At 66.7% G+C, this 16,144-nt stretch carries 13 protein-coding genes; 8 read left to right on the top strand and 5 right to left on the bottom strand.

The window, feature by feature from the left end; genetic code table 11:
* Positions 1 to 68: 68 nt before the first annotated feature.
* A complete protein-coding gene (locus tag B6S44_RS18770) occupies positions 69 to 3,647 on the bottom strand; it encodes a PAS domain-containing hybrid sensor histidine kinase/response regulator (protein ID WP_129158392.1) in 3,579 nt (1,192 codons plus the stop codon).
* Positions 3,648 to 3,842: 195 nt separating this feature from the next.
* On the bottom strand, positions 3,843 to 4,199 hold the full coding sequence (locus B6S44_RS18765; RefSeq protein ID WP_129158391.1) for a winged helix-turn-helix transcriptional regulator: 357 nt from the start codon (positions 4,197 to 4,199) through the stop codon (positions 3,843 to 3,845).
* Between the two features lie 96 nt (positions 4,200 to 4,295).
* On the opposite strand from B6S44_RS18765, the gene B6S44_RS18760 reads away from it, so the two are divergent.
* The 4 genes from B6S44_RS18760 (at position 4,296) to B6S44_RS18745 (ending at position 8,475) form a co-directional block, all read left to right on the top strand.
* Positions 4,296 to 5,309, top strand: a complete 1,014-nt coding sequence (locus B6S44_RS18760; protein WP_129158390.1) for a zinc-binding alcohol dehydrogenase family protein — start codon at positions 4,296 to 4,298, stop codon at positions 5,307 to 5,309.
* A 230-nt stretch (positions 5,310 to 5,539) separates the two neighbouring features.
* Complete coding sequence (gene mscL / locus B6S44_RS18755) at positions 5,540 to 5,956, top strand: large conductance mechanosensitive channel protein MscL (RefSeq protein ID WP_129158389.1); 417 nt, start codon at positions 5,540 to 5,542, stop codon at positions 5,954 to 5,956.
* Between the two features lie 152 nt (positions 5,957 to 6,108).
* Positions 6,109 to 7,299, top strand: coding sequence for a pyridoxal phosphate-dependent aminotransferase (locus tag B6S44_RS18750; protein WP_129158388.1), 1,191 nt, complete (start codon positions 6,109 to 6,111; stop codon positions 7,297 to 7,299).
* A gap of 102 nt (positions 7,300 to 7,401) precedes the next feature.
* Positions 7,402 to 8,475, top strand: a complete 1,074-nt coding sequence (locus B6S44_RS18745; RefSeq protein WP_129158387.1) for an AbrB family transcriptional regulator — start codon at positions 7,402 to 7,404, stop codon at positions 8,473 to 8,475.
* 39 nt (positions 8,476 to 8,514) lie between these two features.
* Here the strand turns inward: B6S44_RS18745 and B6S44_RS18740 are convergent, their stop codons facing one another.
* From B6S44_RS18740 to B6S44_RS18730, 3 genes are all read right to left on the bottom strand, one after another.
* A complete protein-coding gene (locus tag B6S44_RS18740; protein ID WP_129158386.1) occupies positions 8,515 to 10,104 on the bottom strand; it encodes an ABC transporter substrate-binding protein in 1,590 nt (529 codons plus the stop codon).
* A gap of 109 nt (positions 10,105 to 10,213) precedes the next feature.
* Positions 10,214 to 11,143 (bottom strand): SMP-30/gluconolactonase/LRE family protein, encoded by a 930-nt coding sequence (locus B6S44_RS18735; protein WP_129158385.1) that lies wholly within the window; start codon positions 11,141 to 11,143, stop codon positions 10,214 to 10,216.
* 258 nt (positions 11,144 to 11,401) lie between these two features.
* Positions 11,402 to 12,307, bottom strand: a complete 906-nt coding sequence (locus B6S44_RS18730; RefSeq protein ID WP_129158384.1) for a LysR family transcriptional regulator — start codon at positions 12,305 to 12,307, stop codon at positions 11,402 to 11,404.
* Positions 12,308 to 12,468: 161 nt separating this feature from the next.
* Between B6S44_RS18730 and B6S44_RS18725 the strand changes: the two genes are divergently transcribed.
* The 4 genes from B6S44_RS18725 (at position 12,469) to B6S44_RS18710 (ending at position 16,141) form a co-directional block, all read left to right on the top strand.
* Positions 12,469 to 13,905, top strand: coding sequence for an FAD-binding oxidoreductase (locus B6S44_RS18725; protein ID WP_129158383.1), 1,437 nt, complete (start codon positions 12,469 to 12,471; stop codon positions 13,903 to 13,905).
* 59 nt (positions 13,906 to 13,964) lie between these two features.
* Positions 13,965 to 14,249, top strand: coding sequence for a GIY-YIG nuclease family protein (locus B6S44_RS18720; protein WP_129158382.1), 285 nt, complete (start codon positions 13,965 to 13,967; stop codon positions 14,247 to 14,249).
* 69 nt (positions 14,250 to 14,318) lie between these two features.
* The gene (locus B6S44_RS18715; RefSeq protein ID WP_129158868.1) at positions 14,319 to 15,506 is read left to right on the top strand and encodes an FAD-binding protein; all 1,188 of its coding nucleotides are present in this window, start codon (positions 14,319 to 14,321) and stop codon (positions 15,504 to 15,506) included.
* Complete coding sequence (locus B6S44_RS18710; RefSeq protein ID WP_129158381.1) at positions 15,506 to 16,141, top strand: DUF2585 domain-containing protein; 636 nt, start codon at positions 15,506 to 15,508, stop codon at positions 16,139 to 16,141. Before B6S44_RS18715 ends, B6S44_RS18710 begins: the two co-directional genes overlap by 1 nt.
* The last annotated feature ends 3 nt before the right edge of the window (positions 16,142 to 16,144 follow it).

The raw sequence follows: 16,144 nt of genomic DNA, 5'->3' as shown, positions 1-16,144 counted from the left end.
AGAAGGCGCTGGCTGAAGCCCCATTCGGCCTGAGATGCTCGGGTCAAGCCCGAGCATGACGCGTTTCATTACTCCGCCGCGAGCCGGGTCGCGCGCCATTGCGCCAGCAGGGCCCGCAGCGCACCCGGCTTCAGCGGCTTGTTCAGCACGTGGATATCGAGCGCCGCGGCTTCCTCGCGCACCTCCGGCGAGCGGTCGGCCGTCAGGAGGATCGCCGGCAGTCCGCCGACCTGCTGCCGCAGGGCCGAGATCACAGCGATGCCGTTCTCGCCACGGTCGAGATGGTAGTCGGCGATCAGCACGTCCGGCGAGCCATTCGCGGCGATGATCGCCGCGGCTTCGTCGAGATCGCGTGCGGTCTCGACCTTGCAGCCCCAGCCGCCGAGCAGGAGCCGCATGCCGTCGAGGATCGTCGGCTCGTTGTCGATGGCGAGCAGCTTGAGGCCGGCGAGTTGGCTGCTGGACGGGGTGTTGCGTGCGGCCGCATTCGTCGCCATTGCCGGCAGCGGCGCGGCGCGCGGCACCAGGATCGAGAAGCGCGTGCCGCGTCCCGGTGTCGAGGCGAGCTGGAGCTTGTGGTCGAGGGTGCGCGCGATCCGCTCGACGATCGACAGGCCGAGACCCAGTCCTCGCGCGACCTTCGCGCCCTGGTCGAGGCGCTGGAACTCGCGGAACACGGTCTTCTGCTTGCTCGCCGGAATGCCCAATCCGGTATCGAGCACCTCGATCGCGATCTGCCCGCCGCGCTGGCGGCAGCCGACCAGCACCTTGCCGTTCGGGGTGTACTTGATCGCGTTCGAAACCAGGTTCTGCAGCAGGCGACGCAGCAAGCGTCGGTCCGAGCGGACGGTCGTCGCGGTCGCCGCGAAGACGAGCTTCAGTCCCTTCTCCTGGGCGCTCGGCTCGAATTCGCGCTGGAGCTGCCGCATCAGCTCGTCGAGGCGGAAGGCGCTGATCTCGGGCTTGAGCGCGCCGCCGTCAAGCCGCGAGATTTCGAGCAGCGCGGTCAGGATCTCCTCGACCGCGTCGAGCGAGGCGTCGATGTTCTCGGCGAGATCTGGCTGTGTGCTGGCACGGTCGCGTTCGACCAGAGCGGAGGCGTAGAGCCGAGCGGCATTGAGCGGCTGGAGGATGTCGTGGCTGGCAGCGGCGAGGAAGCGCGTCTTCGAGGCGTTGGCGTCGTCTGCCTCGGCCTTGGCGCGCTGCAACTCGGTGTTGACGTGCCTGATCTCCTCGGTGCGCTCGGCGACACGCTTTTCCAGCGTCTCGTTGGTCCGCGCCAATTCCTCTTCGGCCACGACCGAGTCGGTGATGTCGGTATAGGTAGTGACGATGCCGCCATCGGGCAGCGGGTTGGAGCGGATCTCGATCACGTTCTTGGAAGGGTAGAGCTTGAGCCGGACCGGTTCGCGGTCGTTGACGAAGCTCTCCAGCCGCGCCGCCATGAGCTCGTCGAGCGGGCCGGCGCCATAGGCGCCGCGCTCGGCATTGTAGCGCACGATCTCGTCGAGCCCGGTGCCGAAGCGCACCAGCGAGGGCGGCAGGTCGTAGAGCTGGATGAAGGCCTTGTTCCAGGCGAGCAGCCTGAGGTCGCGGTCGAGCACGGTGATGCCCTGGCCGGCATGGTCGAGGCCGTTCTGAAGGATGTCGCGATTGTACTGGAGGGCTGCCGAGGCGTCGTCGAGCAGCTTGAAGGCGGCCTCGGTCGAGAGGTTGCGCCGTTTCAGCAGCAGCGACAGCACGAGGCGTGACGAGGCGGCGCCGATCGCGGAGGAGAGCAGGTGCTCGCCGAAGCGCAGCGTGTGGATATCGGCCTCGCGGGTGCCGTTCAGCACCTCGCCGCGCGAATGGGCGAAGCCCTCGAAGGCGCGCTGCGTCCGCTCCTGGCCGAGATAGCGGCCGATGGTCGACTGCAGCTCCGCCTCGGTGACGCTGGAGCGCCAGAGCGAGAAGGACTGCGCCATCGTTGCCCGGTCCGACTCGACGAAGGCGTTGGCTTGCAGCCGCTCCATCGCGCTCGCCGGGCGAATGAACGAAAAGCCGACATAGCAGATAAGGTTGATGCCGAGGCTCCAGAGCACGCCATGGGGCAGGGCCGGCAGCGACAGGCCGAACAGCGCCTCCGGTCGCAAGGCGGTGATGCCGAGCGGCCCGTGCGCGACGATCTCCGCCCAATAGCCGCCGGGCTGGGCGAGGCTCGGTATCAGCAACGTATAGAGCCAGGTCAGCAGGCCCGCCGACAGGCCGGCCGCGGCGCCGAGCGCCGTGCCGCGCCGCCAGATCAGTCCGCCGAAGAAGGCCGGCGCGATCTGCGCCGTCGCGGCGAAGGAGAGCAGGCCGATCGAGACCAGCGCCGCCTCGCCCGCAGCCCGGTAATAGGCATAGCCGAGCAGGATGACGACGACGATGGCGCCGCGCCTTATGTGCACGACCTGCGAGCCGAGATCGCCGCCGGTCGGACCGCTGCGGCCTTTGCGCTCGATCATCGCGGCCGCGCGCTCGGGGTCGACGCTGACGCCGCGCCCGCGCAGCAGCAACGGCGTGACGAGATGGTTCGAGATCATGATCGCCAGCGCGACCGAGGCGACGATGACCATGGCGGTGCCCGCCGAAAGCCCGCCGATGAAGACGAAGAGGGCGATGAAGCCGGCCTGCTTCTCCAGCGGCAGCAGCAGCACGGTCATGTCGCGATCGACGCCCGAGCCCGGCAGCAGGACCTCGCCGGCCGCCGCCAGCGGCAGCACGAACAGGTTGATCAGCACGAGGTAGAGCGGAAACATCCAGGCGGCGCGACGCACGTCCCGGACGTCGCGATTCTCGACGATCGCCATGTGGAACTGCCGCGCCAGCAGCAGCGCGGCGCAGGAGGACAGGGCGGTCAGCGTCAGGAACATCGGCCAGCTCGAGGTCCGGTCCCAGATCGGCGGCTTGTCCGCAGCCGCAGCCGCCCGCGCCGCCTGGGCGAAGAGGTCGCTGGCCCCGTCGAACAGGCCGTAGACGACGAAGACGCCGAGAGCCAGGAAGGCGACGAGCTTGACAAGCGACTCGGCCGCGATCGCCAGCACCAGCCCGTCCTGGTGTTCGGTCGCGTCGATATGGCGGGTGCCGAAGGCGCAGGCGAAGCCGGCGAGGACCAGGGCGACCAGGAAGGCGAGGTCGCTCAGGATCGGGATGTCGGTCATCGGCGGCGGCCCGCCGGCAGCGGCGAAGAACACCGAGAGCGAATTTGCCACCGCCTTCAACTGCAGGGCGATATAGGGCAGGGCGCCGACCACCGCGACGATGCAGACCAGCGCTGCGACGCGCTCGCTCTTGCCGTAGCGCGCGCCGACGAAGTCGGCGATCGAGGTGATGTTCTGCGACTTGGCGATGCTGACGATGCGGGCGACGAAGCGGTGTCCCAGACCGATCACCAGCGCCGGGCCGACATAGATGCCGAGGAAGTCGAAGCCCGCCCGGTTGGCGAAGCCGACCGAGCCGTAGAAGGTCCAGGACGTGCAGTAGACGCCCAGCGCCAGCGCATAGATCGTCGTGCGCGCCCGCCCGGTCATCAGGCGCCGTCCGGTGGTGTCCGCGAGATGCGCGATCGCGAACAGGACGCAGAGATAGCCGAGTGCGCTCAGGACGACTGACCAGGCCGGTAGCATCGCGCCTCCCTAGATCAGGCCATCCGCATTTGGACGATTCCGTCCAAATGCGGATGGCCTGATCGATTCCAATAGTTTGGAGCATGCTTTACGCGAAAAACCGTTGCCACTTTTTCGCAGCATGCTCCTGCAACGGCGATCGCCGGCAAACCTATCGCTGCCGCGCCATTGCCGCCATCGGTCTTTAGGCCGGTTTCAGGCTGCTGTCGGGACCTGTGCCAGTCGCTCCATCCGCTGCTGCCCCCACGCGTGCATGGCGCGGACGATCTCTTCGAGCGAGCGGCCTTCCTCCGTCAGGGCGTAGTCCACCCGCGGGGGAACCTGCGCATAGACCGTGCGGAGAACGAGCCCGCACTCCTCGAGCTCGCGCAATTGCCGGGTGAGCATGCGCTGCGTCGCGCTCGGCAGCTTCCGGCGGATCTCGTTGAAGCGCAGCGTGCCGGAGAGCAGGTGGTAGATGATCACGCCCTTCCACTTGCCGTCGATCAGGTCGAGCGTCGCCTCGACCGGGCAACCGGCGGCGCAGTCGTAGCGCTTCTTCGTCTTCAGCATCCGACAGTATCCATTGTGATACTACTGGTCCGTTTTGTGCGTATTGCAGCCTGGGAGCATAACCATATTTCTTGGCCTGCAACAGGAGATAATCCGATGAAGGCCGTTGGCTACCGCGCATCCCACCCGATCGAGCATCCGCAGGCGCTGCTCGACCTGACGCTCGACAAGCCGGCGGTGGCTGGCCGCGACCTGCTGGTTCGGATCGAGGCGGTCTCGGTCAATCCGGTCGACACCAAGATGCGCCTGCGCTCGCAGCCCGAGGCTGGCAGTGCGAAGGTGCTCGGCTGGGATGCCGCCGGCGTCGTCGAGGCGGTCGGCCCCGACGCCAGATTGTTCAAGCCGGGCGACAAGGTCTTCTATGCCGGCGCCATCGGCCGCTCGGGCACGAATGCCGAATACCATCTGGTCGACGAGCGCATCGTCGGTCGCCGGCCGGCTTCGCTCTCGGTCGCGGAAGCGGCGGCAATGCCTTTGACTGCGATCACCGCCTGGGAGGCGCTGTTCGACCGGCTCGACATCCGCCGGGCGGTTCCGGGGGCGGCGAATGCGCTGCTGATCATCGGCGGCGCTGGGGGCGTCGGCTCGATCGCGATCCAGCTCGCCAGGCAGCTCAGCGACGTCGCGGTGATCGCGACTGCCTCGCGGCCGGAAACGCAGGCCTGGGTCAGGGAGCTCGGCGCCGACCATGTCGTCGACCACACCAAGCCTCTGGCCGCTCAGGTCGCTGCGCTCGGCATCGGCGCGCCGGCCTTCGTCTTCTCGACCACGCAGACCGACCGGCATTTCGACGAGATCGTCGAGCTGATCGCGCCGCAGGGCCGCTTCGGCCTGATCGACGATCCCGAGCCGATCGATGCGATGAAGCTCAAGCGCAAGAGCGTCTCGCTGCATTGGGAGCTGATGTTCACGCGCTCGCTCTTCGGCACTGCCGACATGATCGCGCAACATGAGCTGCTCAACGAGGTCAGCGCCATGGTCGACGCCGGCAAGCTCAAGACCACCCTCGGCGAGCATTTCGGCAGGATCGATGCGGCCAATCTCAAGCGCGCCCATGCCCTGCTCGAAAGCGGCAGGGCCAAGGGCAAAATCGTTCTCGAAGGTTTCTGAGAGGGGACGCGGGCGGCAGAGAGCGGAATCTCTGCCGCAGGGTTGGTCGTCATCCCGACTTCGCAATATGGATGGTCGGCCTCCTGAAAACGGCGTTTATCCGCTGAAAGGGCGAGGAAAGTGCTGGGAGAGCGGTTTCCCACGTCGCCGTCGATGGTCTAGCCTGCCGCGGGGGGCGGCATTGCGTAGCGTGATGCCGAAGACTGGCCAGGCATTCGGAAAGGCGCGCCATGATCAAGGAATTCAAGGAATTTGCCCTGAAGGGCAATGTCGTCGATCTCGCCATCGGCGTGATCATCGGCGCGGCTTTCGGCAAGATCGTCGAATCGCTGGTTGGCGACATCATCATGCCGCTGATCGGCGCGATCGGCAGCGTCGACTTCTCCAACTACTTCATCGGCCTCAACAGTGCCGTGACCGCGCCGGTCCTCGTCGATGCGAAGAAGCAGGGCGCCGTGCTCGCCTATGGCAGCTTCCTCACCATCGCGGTCAACTTCATGATCATCGCCTTCGTGCTGTTCATGGTCGTCAAGGGGATCAACCGGCTCAAGCGCAAGGAAGCGGCCAAGGCGGCCGAGCCCGCGCCGCCTGCGCAGGACGTCGTGCTGCTCGGCGAGATCCGCGACCTGCTGAAGCAGAAGGCCTGACGTCCTCGCGGGGCGTGCCGGAACGCCGAGCGCGCCCTGCGATCCATCACCGCGACCGATCGGGTCGATCTCGTCAATTCATGCCGCCGCGGCGCGATCTGCGTTAGATTGGCTTGCATGTTTCTTGCGACAGATCGCCCGAAGGATCGCCTATGAACATGCACGCACCGGCCGGGACCAGCCTGATCGCCGACCTGCGCCCCGAGGCGCGCAATGCGCCCGAGAGCGGCATCGTCGAGGTCGTCAACCACGGCCGGCTCAAGCCCGGGCTGATCCCGCTCTGGGTCGGCGAGGGCGATCTCGCGACGCCCGAGTTCATCGTCCGCGCCGCCAACAAGTCGCTGGCCGATGGCGAGACCTTCTACACTTGGCAGCGCGGCATTCCGGACCTGCGCGAGGCGCTGGCGCGCTACCACACCGCGCTCTATGGCCGCCCCTTCGCCATGGACCGCTTCTACGTCACCGGCTCCGGCATGCAGTCGGTCCAGATCGCGGTCCGGCTGATCGCCGGCGTCGGCGACGAATTGATCATCCCGACCCCGGCCTGGCCGAATTTCGCTGCTGCCATGGGTATCGCCGGCGCCAATCCGGTCTGCGTGCCGATGGAGTTCAAGGACGGGCGCTTCACGCTCGACCTTGAGAAGCTGGAAGCGGCGATCTCGCCGCGCACCCGCGCCTTCGTCATCAACTCACCGGCCAACCCGACCGGCTGGACAGCGACACGCGACGAGCTTGCGGCTATCCTCGCCATCGCCCGCAAATACGGCATCTGGATCATCGCCGACGAGATCTATGCCCGCTTCGTCTATGACGGTTCAGCCCGGGCCGCCTCCTTCCATGACGTGATGGAGCAGGAGGACCGCATCCTCTTCGTCCAGACCTTCTCGAAGAACTGGGCGATGACCGGCTGGCGCGTCGGCTGGATCGAGGTGCCGCCGGCCTTCGGCCAGATCGTCGAGAATCTGATCCAGTACTCGACCTCCGGCTCACCGGTCTTCGTCCAGCGCGCCGCCATCGCGGCGCTGGAGGAAGGCGAGCCCTTCGTTGCCGAGCAGATCGCCCGCGCTACCGAAGGCCGGCGCATCATCGCCGAAGGGCTGAAGGCGACGAACCGCGTGACGCTGCAGGCACCGGACGGCGCCTTCTACCAGTTCTTCGCCGTCGACGGCCGCACCGATTCACGCGCGCTGGCAATCGAGCTGGTCGACAAGGCCAATGTCGGTCTGGCGCCCGGCACCGCCTTCGGACCGGGCGGCGAGACGGGGCTCAGGCTCTGCTTCGCCCGCAAGGCTTCGGATCTCGTCGAGACGGTGGCGCGCCTGCAGAAGGCGCTGGCCGGCTGACCTCGCCTGGGTCATGCCCCGCTTGCGCTCCCGGCGTTTGACCTGAGAACTGGCGGCCGTCATTGATGCGGCGTTGCGCCCCGACGGCGCATCGCGAGCATCATGCCTGTCCCGAGCTACGTCCCCTACCATCTGCGCACCCTGTCGCGTGAAGCGGCTGTGATCGCTTGCGCGGCGGTCGGCGGCACGCTCTTCGCCCTGCTCGATGTCCCGGCGGCCTGGCTGTCGGGCTCGATGCTGCTGGTCTCCATTCTCGGCATCACCCGGCCGCTGCCCGATCTACGCCGCCCCTGGTTCGATTCGACCATGGTGATGTCCGGCGCGCTGATCGGTTCGGCCGCGACGCCCGAGGCGCTCGCCGCGACGGCGCGCTATCCCGGCTCGCTGCTCGTGCTGGTCGTCGGCCTCGTCGCGATCATGCTGACGACCGGCGCCTATCTGCGCTTTGTGGCACGCTGGAGCTGGATCGACTCGCTGCTGGCGGCCGCGCCCGGCGCGCTCTCGGCCGTGATCTCGGTGGCACAGGACAAGGGCGCCAATATCGGCCGCATCGCCGCGATCCAGCTCTTCCGCATCCTCGTCCTGGTCGCGGTCCTGCCCAGCATCATGAAATTGAGCAGCGGCGGCGTTCCGCTCGCTTTGCCGCCGCCTGTTGTGATCGCGAGCGTTGGCGACATGGCGCTGCTGCTCGGCTGCGGGCTCGTCACCGGACTGATCTTCGAGAAGATCGGGATCACCGCGCCCTTCATTCTCGGCGCCACGTTGGCGAGCGCCGTGCTGCACGGCACCGGTCTGGTCCACGGCACGATGCCGCCGGAGATCGCGATCGCGGTGATGGTCATGCTCGGCGCGGCCATGGGCGGGCGCGTCTCGAACCTGAAGCGCAACGAGATCGCGGCGCTGTTCCCGCTCGCGATCGGCGGCTTCGTCGTCTCGATGGCGGTGGCCTTTGCCTTCGCCTGGCCGGCAGCCTGGCTCGCCGGCGTGCCCTATGCCAGCGCCATGGCAGCCTTCGCGCCGGGCGGGCTCGAGGCGATGGCGATGCTCGCCTTCGCCATGGGGCTCGACCCGCTCTATGTCGGCGCGCACCATCTGACGCGCTTCATGCTGCTCGGGCTGCTGATGCCCTTTCTTGTCGGGCGGCTGAAGTCCGAAAAGCCGCCCGCGCCGCAGTAACAGCCCGGGGCCTGCCATGGCCGGCTCCCGGGGCAAGGATCAGTCCAGGCCGATCGTGGTCAGGTCCTGGAACCAGTGCTGGGCCAGCACGAACTTTTTGATCTTCGGCGAAAGCACATGCGGGTTGGTGTCGTGCACCACCCACACCAGAACCGCGTCGTCGACGATCTGCGCATGCGCCTTGGCCAGCAGCTCGTCCTGCCGGGCGACGTCGAAGGTCTTCATAGCCTCGTCGAGAAGCGCGTCGACCGCGGGGCTTGCGTAGACGCCCCAGTTGACGCCGACCGGAGCGGCCTGGTTCGAGTGGAAGAACCGGATGATCGCATAGAGCGGATCCGAGGTGACATAGGCGATGTTGTTGGAGCTGATGCCGGCGTTGATCTCGTCCTTCGCGCCCTTGCGCCAGTGGGTGTAGAGCAGCTCGAGCTCGACCACCTTGAAGTCGATCTCGATACCGACCTCTTTCAGGTTCTGCTGGATGAACTCGTTCATTGGCAGCGACAGCATCTGGCCGGTGCCGCCCTGCGCGATCACGAAGGTCGCCTTCAGCGGCTTGGTCGGCGAATAGCCGGCCTCGGCGAGCAGCTTCTTCGCCGCCTCGGGGTCGTATTTGATCTCGAATCCGGGCTTGCCGAACCAGGGATTGGCTGGATCGACCTGGCCGACGGCCGGCTTGGCGAGGCCGTTCATCAACTCGACCACGCCCTTGCGGTCGATGGCGAGATTCATCGCCTTGCGCAGCCTGATATCGGTCCAGGGCGAGCCGGGCGCGACGCTGAGATGATAGTTCCAGACATGCGGCGTGACGTTCTCGACGATCTTCATGCCGGCCTTCTTGAGCTGAGGCACGGTATCGGGGGCCGGGGTCTCGATCAGATCGACCTGGCCGGAGATCAGCGCGTTGGTGCGCGACAGCACCTCCGGCAGCGGCACCAGCACCAGCTTGTCGACCTTGGCGAGGCGGTTATTGTTCCAGTAATCCGGGTTCCGGCTGAGTTCGGCGAGTTCGCGCGGCACCAGCCGGGTCAGCTTGAACGGGCCGGTGCCGGAGGGCTCGCGCGCGAACTTCTCCCAGTCGCGGCCGAGCTTTTCGTATTGCGCCGGGCTCGAGACCAGGAACCAGAGCATCTGATAGGGGAAGAAGGAATCGACTGCCTTGGTGGTGATTTCGACCGTCTTGGCATCGACCTTGCGCCAGCTCGCGATCGAGGGCAGGCGCGGCTTGACCTGCGCCGCCTGGCGCCGGTCGTAATGCGCTGCCTTCTCGTCGAGCACCTTGTCGAGGTTCCAGACCACGGCGTCGGCGTCGAAGGCGCTGCCGTCATGGAACTTGACGCCGTCGCGCAGGGTGAACAGCCACTTCTTCGCATCGGCCGGATCGACCTTCCACGCCGTCGCCAGCCCGGCTACGAGCTTGCCTGGCCGCTCGGCGACGTCCATCTCCCAGGCGACGAGCGGGTCGTAGAGCGTATAGCCCGTGAACTTGTAGGCGCCGGCGCCGCGATCCGGCTGGCCCGAGGTCAGCGGTATGTCCGCCATCGAAATGCCGTAGCGGACGACCGTCTCGGCCAACGCCGGACTGGCTACGGAAAGGGCGACGAGGGCAGAGGCTGCCAAACGTTTGAACATTGCGCACACCGATAAGAGGAATGGTGTGCGGACAGCGGCAAGAGATGTGCCATACGGAACTATCTCTCTGCCGCAATCATGAGCTTGTCATACCGCCTGCGCGGGAGGTTCAGGCCACGCCGTTGGTGTGCGTCATCAGCGCATAGAGCGAAGTCGTGCCGCAGATGAAGAGCCGGTTCCGCTTCGGCCCGCCGAAGCAAAGGTTCGCCACCACCTCCGGCACCAGCACCTTGCCGATCAACGTGCCATCCGGGTCGTAGACATGGACGCCATCGGCGGCGCTGCTCCAGAGCCGGCCGGAAACGTCGAAGCGGAAGCCGTCGAACAATCCGTTGGTGCAGGTGGCGAAGACCGAGGAGGCGCCGAGCGTCCTGCCATCGCCGGTCATCGCGACCTTGCGGATATGGCGCGGCCCGTTCTGCGGATCATGGCTCGCGCCGGTATCGGCAATGTAGAGCGCGCTTTCGTCGGGCGAGAAGGCGAGGCCGTTCGGCTTGACGAAATCGTCGGCGGCGATGGTGACTTCGCCGCTTTGCGGATCGATGCGGTAGACGTTGCAGTGGCCGATCTCGCTTTCGGCCTTGTCGCCCTCATAATCGGTCAGGATGCCGTAATCGGGATCGGTGAACCAGATAGAGCCGTCCGACTTCACCACCACATCGTTCGGCGAGTTCAGCCGCTTGCCCTGGTAGTGGCTGGCCAGCACGGTGACCGAGCCGTCATGCTCGGTCCGTGTCACCTGGCGCCCGCCATGCTCGCAGGTGACGAGCCGGCCTTGGCGGTCGACGGTGTTGCCGTTCGAGTTGCGCGCCGGCTGGCGGAAGACGCCGACCTGGCCGGTGAGCGCATCGAAGCGCAGCATCCGGTCGTTCGGGATGTCGGACCAGACCAGCGTCTGGTGGGCCGGGAACCAGGCCGGTCCTTCCGACCAGCGCGCCCCGGTCCAGAGCCGCTCCATCCTGGCCGAGCCGGGCACGATCCGATGGAAGCGCGGGTCGAGCACCTCGACGCGAAAACCCTCGATGAAGCCGAATGTCATGCCTGTCCTCCCTGGTGGGAGGGACAATCGGCAATAGTAGGCGCTACAGCAACCGGGCACTGCGGGAGCCCGCAATGCATAGGGCGCGGGGAACCCTCTCCTGGAAGGAGAGGGCAGGGTGAGGTGTAGGCCGCTTGACCAGTGCCGCGAGGGCTGATCGCGCGGTTGGGTTCCGGCCAACGTTTCCAGTCCGAACACCTCACCCCTGCCCCTCTCCTTCCAGGAGAGGGGTTCTGTCGGGGTCCCGCGCCTGAAACTCTACAACACCAACCCCTCATCCCAATACGGCGTCGCCCCGTACAGCTCCGCCAGATAATCGACGAAGGCGCGCACCTTCTGCTCCATGTGCCGGCGACTCGGATAGACCGCGTAGACGGCAACGCGCTTGCCGACCGAATAGTCCGGCAGCACCCTGATCAAGGCTCCCGATTTCAGCTCCGGACCGACATCCCAGGTCGAGCGCAAGGCGATGCCGACGCCCGCCAGCAGCGCCTCGCGCACGACCTCGCTGGAATTCGTCCGCAGCGGGCCGTTGATCCGGACCGAAACCTGGCCTTCCGGCCCATCGAGACGCCATTGGTCGGCATTGTGGGCGACCAGCGTATGGCGCGGCAGGTCCTCGATGGTTTCGGGGTTACCATTGGCGGCGAGATAGCCGGGCGTCGCGCATAGCACGCGATGGTTCGGCGCCAGCCGCTTCGCCACCAGGCTCGAATCGCGCAAATCAGCGATCCGCACCGCCAGGTCGAAACCCTCCGCGATGATGTCGACGAACCCGTCGCTCAGGATCAGTTCGACATTCACCGCAGGGTTGGCGTCAAGGAAGGGCTTCAGATGCGGCGCGACATGCATCCGCCCGAACGAGGTCGGCGCCGAGACGCGCAAGGTTCCGCGCGCCTGGCCGGCGCCGCTGGCGACCCAGGCCTCGGCTTCCTCGATCGAGCCGAGGATCGACACCACCCGCTCGTAGAAGCCCTGGCCGGCCTCGGTCAGCGAAAGCTGGCGCGTGGTGCGCTGGAGCAGGCGCACGCCGAGTCGGTCTTCCAGGCGGCGGATGCGCTTGGAGATCACGGCCGGCGAGAGGCTGAGCTCGCGGGCGGCGGCGGACATGCTCCTGGCCGTGACGACATGGGCGAAGACGTCGAGGTCGCCAAACCGGTCCATGCGCCCACCATCTTTTCCATTTTGGAAATAATCATGCACGTTACTCGCGCTGCGCCACATGTGGAAGTATTCTAGAGTCGCATCGGACTCGTTCGGTGCGCGTGCGCAGTGACAGCGCCTGGTGGCTCCGTGGGCGAGGCAAGGTGAGTGGAGGATTTGCTATGAGTGCGATCGCCTTTCCGGTTCCCGATGCCGGCATCCTCGCCCGCCGCGACGCCATCATCGCCGGCCTCAGCCTGCTGGTCGCGCCCGATGCGCTGATCACCTCGGAGGACGAGCGCCGCCCCTATGAGACCGATGCGCTGACCGCCTATCGCCGCATGCCGCTCGCCGTTGTGCTGCCCTCGACCACGCAGGAGGTCGCGGCGGTGCTGCGCTATTGCGGCGAGCAGGGCGTGCCGGTGGTGCCGCGCGGTGCCGGCACCTCGCTCGCCGGCGGCGCGATCCCGCAGGAGGATGCCGTGGTCATCGGCGTCTCCAAGATGAACCGCATCCTCGAGATCGACTACGCCAACCGGGTGGCGAAGGTACAAGCCGGCGTCACCAATCTCGCCGTTACCGGCGCCGTTTCGGCCGACGGTTTCTTCTACGCGCCCGATCCGTCCTCGCAGCTCGCCTGCTCGATCGGCGGCAATATCGGCATGAACTCCGGCGGCGCGCATTGCCTGAAATACGGCGTCACCACCAACAACGTACTCGGCGTCACCCTGGTGATGCTCGACGGCAGCATCGTCGAGATCGGCGGCGGCCATCTCGACGCGCCCGGCTACGACCTGCTCGGCCTGATCGTCGGCTCGGAAGGGCAGCTCGGCATCGTCACCGAGGCGACGGTGCGCATCCTGCGCCAGGCCGAGGGTGCGCGGCCGGTCCTGTTCGGCTTCCCGACCAGTGTCGAGGCCGGCGCCGCGGTCGCCGCGATCATCGGCGCCGGCATCATCCCGGTGGCGATGGAGTTCATGGACAAGCCGGCGATCGAGATCTGCGAAGCCTTTGCCCATGCCGGCTACCCGATGGATTGCGGCGCGCTGCTGATCATCGAGGTCGAGGGTTCCGAGGCCGAGATGGACGCCCAGCTCGCCCGCATCGTCGCGATTGCCAGGGAGCACGGCGTCGGCACGGTCAAGGAGAGCAAATCGGCGATGGAGACGGCGGCGATCTGGAAGGGCCGCAAATCGGCCTTCGGCGCGACCGGCCGCATCGCCGACTACATCTGCATGGATGGCACCATCCCGACCGGGCAATTGCCCTTCGTGCTCGAGCGCATGGACGAGATCATCAAGGGCTATGGCCTGCGCGTCGCCAATGTCTTCCACGCCGGCGACGGCAATCTCCACCCGCTGATCCTCTACAACTGCAACGATCCGGTCGAGGCGCAGAAGGCCGAGGATGCCGGCAACGATATCCTCAAGCTTTGCGTCGAGGTCGGCGGCTGCCTCACCGGCGAGCACGGCGTCGGCATCGAGAAACGCGACCTGATGACCGTTCAGTTCAACGAGGCCGACCTGCACCAGCAGCAGCGGGTGAGGGCGGTGTTCGATCCGCGCTGGCTGCTGAACCCGGCCAAGGTCTTCCCGCTCAAAGGCCGGATCGCAGCGTGAGCTTTGTCATTCCGGGGCTCGCGTAGCGAGAACCCGGAACCCACGACCGGGTGAGCGGGATGGCGTATCTCGTCTACCTCATGGCTAGCAAACGAAGCGGTACGCTTTACCTGGGCATCACCAACGATCTGGCGAGACGTGCCCATGAGCACAAATCGAAACGAAACATCGGATTCACGAGCCGCTACGGGGTAGACAGGCTGGTCTGGTACGAACAGTTCGAGGATGTCAGGGATGCGATCGACCGGGAGAAGGTCCTGAAGAAGTGGCGCAGAGCCTGGAAGATCAAGCTCATCGAAGACATGAATCCGGAATGGAAGGATTTCTATGAAGGGCTGTCCTGACCGGCGATGCCCAGTCGTGGGTTCCGGGTTCTTCGCGATGCGAAGCCCCGGAATGACAGTGGTGGGCGCCTGATGCTCCACACCCCCACCACAGAGGCGCAGGCCTGCGCCGTCGTCGCTTCGATCGTCGAGGCGCGCGTTCCGCTCGCCATTCGCGGCGGCGGCACGCGCACGGGCCTCGGCCGGCCGGACAATACCGTCAGCACCATCACCAGCGCCGGCCTCACCGGTATCACGCTCTACGAGCCGTCCGAGATGGTGATCGGCGCCAAAGCCGGCACGCCGCTGACGCTGATCGAGGAGACGCTGGCCGCGCGCGGCCAGATGCTGCCTTTCGAGCCGATGGACCATCGTGCCTTGCTCGGCACAGACGGCGAGCCGACCATCGGCGCGATCGCGGCCGGCAATATCTCCGGCCCGCGCCGGATCAATGCCGGCGCCGCCCGCGACTCCCTGATCGGCATCAAGCTGATCAATGGCCGTGGCGAGTTGGTGAAGTCGGGCGGGCGGGTGATGAAGAACGTCACCGGTCTCGACCTGGTGAAGCTCGTCGCCGGCAGCTTCGGCACGCTTGGCTTCCTGACTGAAGTGACCTTCCGAGTCCTGCCGCGACCGGAACGCGTCGTGACGCTGATCTGGGAGGACCTTGCCGACGAGGCAGCAGTGGCGCTGCTTTCGGGCGCGCTTGGCTCGCCCTTCGAGCCCATGGCGGCCGCGCATCTGCCGGCTGGCATCGGTGCAGAGCAGGCGCGCACGCTGCTCAGGCTGGAGAACTTCTCCGCTTCGGTCAGCTACCGCGCCGCCGAGCTTGCCCGCCTTTTGAAGCCTCATGGGCGACCCGCGTTGGTCGAGGGGCGCGCATCCGACACGCTCTGGCGCGAGGTGCGCGATGCCTCCTTCTTCGCCGGCACGCTGGACGCCGTGTGGCGGCTCTCGCTCGCGCCTACCAACGGGCCGAAGGCGACCGCCGCGATCGCTCGCGCCGTGCCGGGGGCGCGCTGGTTCTACGATTGGGGCGGTGGCCTCGTCTGGCTGGCCGTGCCGGCAGATGGGGATGCCGGTGCCGCCGCGATCCGCGCTGTGCTGAAGCCGCTCGGTGGCCATGCCACTTTGGTCCGGGCACCCGATGCGGTGCGAGCCGTAGTTCCCGTATTCGAGCCGCTCTCCGAGCCACTGATGCGAGTGACGGCGGGCATCAAGAAAAGCTTCGACCCGGAGGGCGTGTTCGAGCCCGGCCGGATGTATGCGGGGATCTGATGACGCTCGCTGAATCGCTTTCCTCCAAGGCGCCCTCGGCGCGCGCGAACTGGGCGCCCGGCCGCCTCGGCCCTGTGGCCATCGCCGTGCTGGCGGCGCTGCTGACCGCCGGCGCGGCGGCGATCCTGCTCTGGATGGGCCGCGAGCCGATCTGCAAATGCGGGACGATCAAGCTCTGGCAGGGCACGGTGATGTCCTCCGAGAACTCCCAGCACATCGCCGACTGGTACACCTTCTCGCACATCATCCACGGCTTCCTGTTCTACGGCCTGTTCTGGCTGATCCGGCGTATCACCGGCCTGCCGATCTCCGTCGGCCTCGCGCTACTACTCGCGATTGTGCTGGAGAGTGCCTGGGAGATCACCGAGAACACCGACGCGGTGATCAATCACTACCGCACGGCCACGATCTCGCTCGACTATTACGGCGACAGCGTACTGAACTCGGTCAGCGACATCCTCGCCATGGCGCTCGGCTTCCTGTTCGCCCGGTTCGCGCCGGTCTGGATCACGGTGTCGGGCGCGCTGGCGATGGAGCTCATCGTCGGCTGGCTGATCCGCGACAACCTCACCCTCAACGTCATCATGCTGCTCTGGCCGATGGACTGGATCAAAGCCTGGCAGGGCGGAGCCTGAGCG

Origin of the sequence: Allobosea sp. Tri-44, from assembly GCF_004123845.1 — a bacterium.
Lineage (GTDB): Bacteria > Pseudomonadota > Alphaproteobacteria > Rhizobiales > Beijerinckiaceae > Allobosea.
Note: the sequence above shows the minus strand (reverse complement) of the source record. Positions and strands in the feature narration are given on the sequence as shown.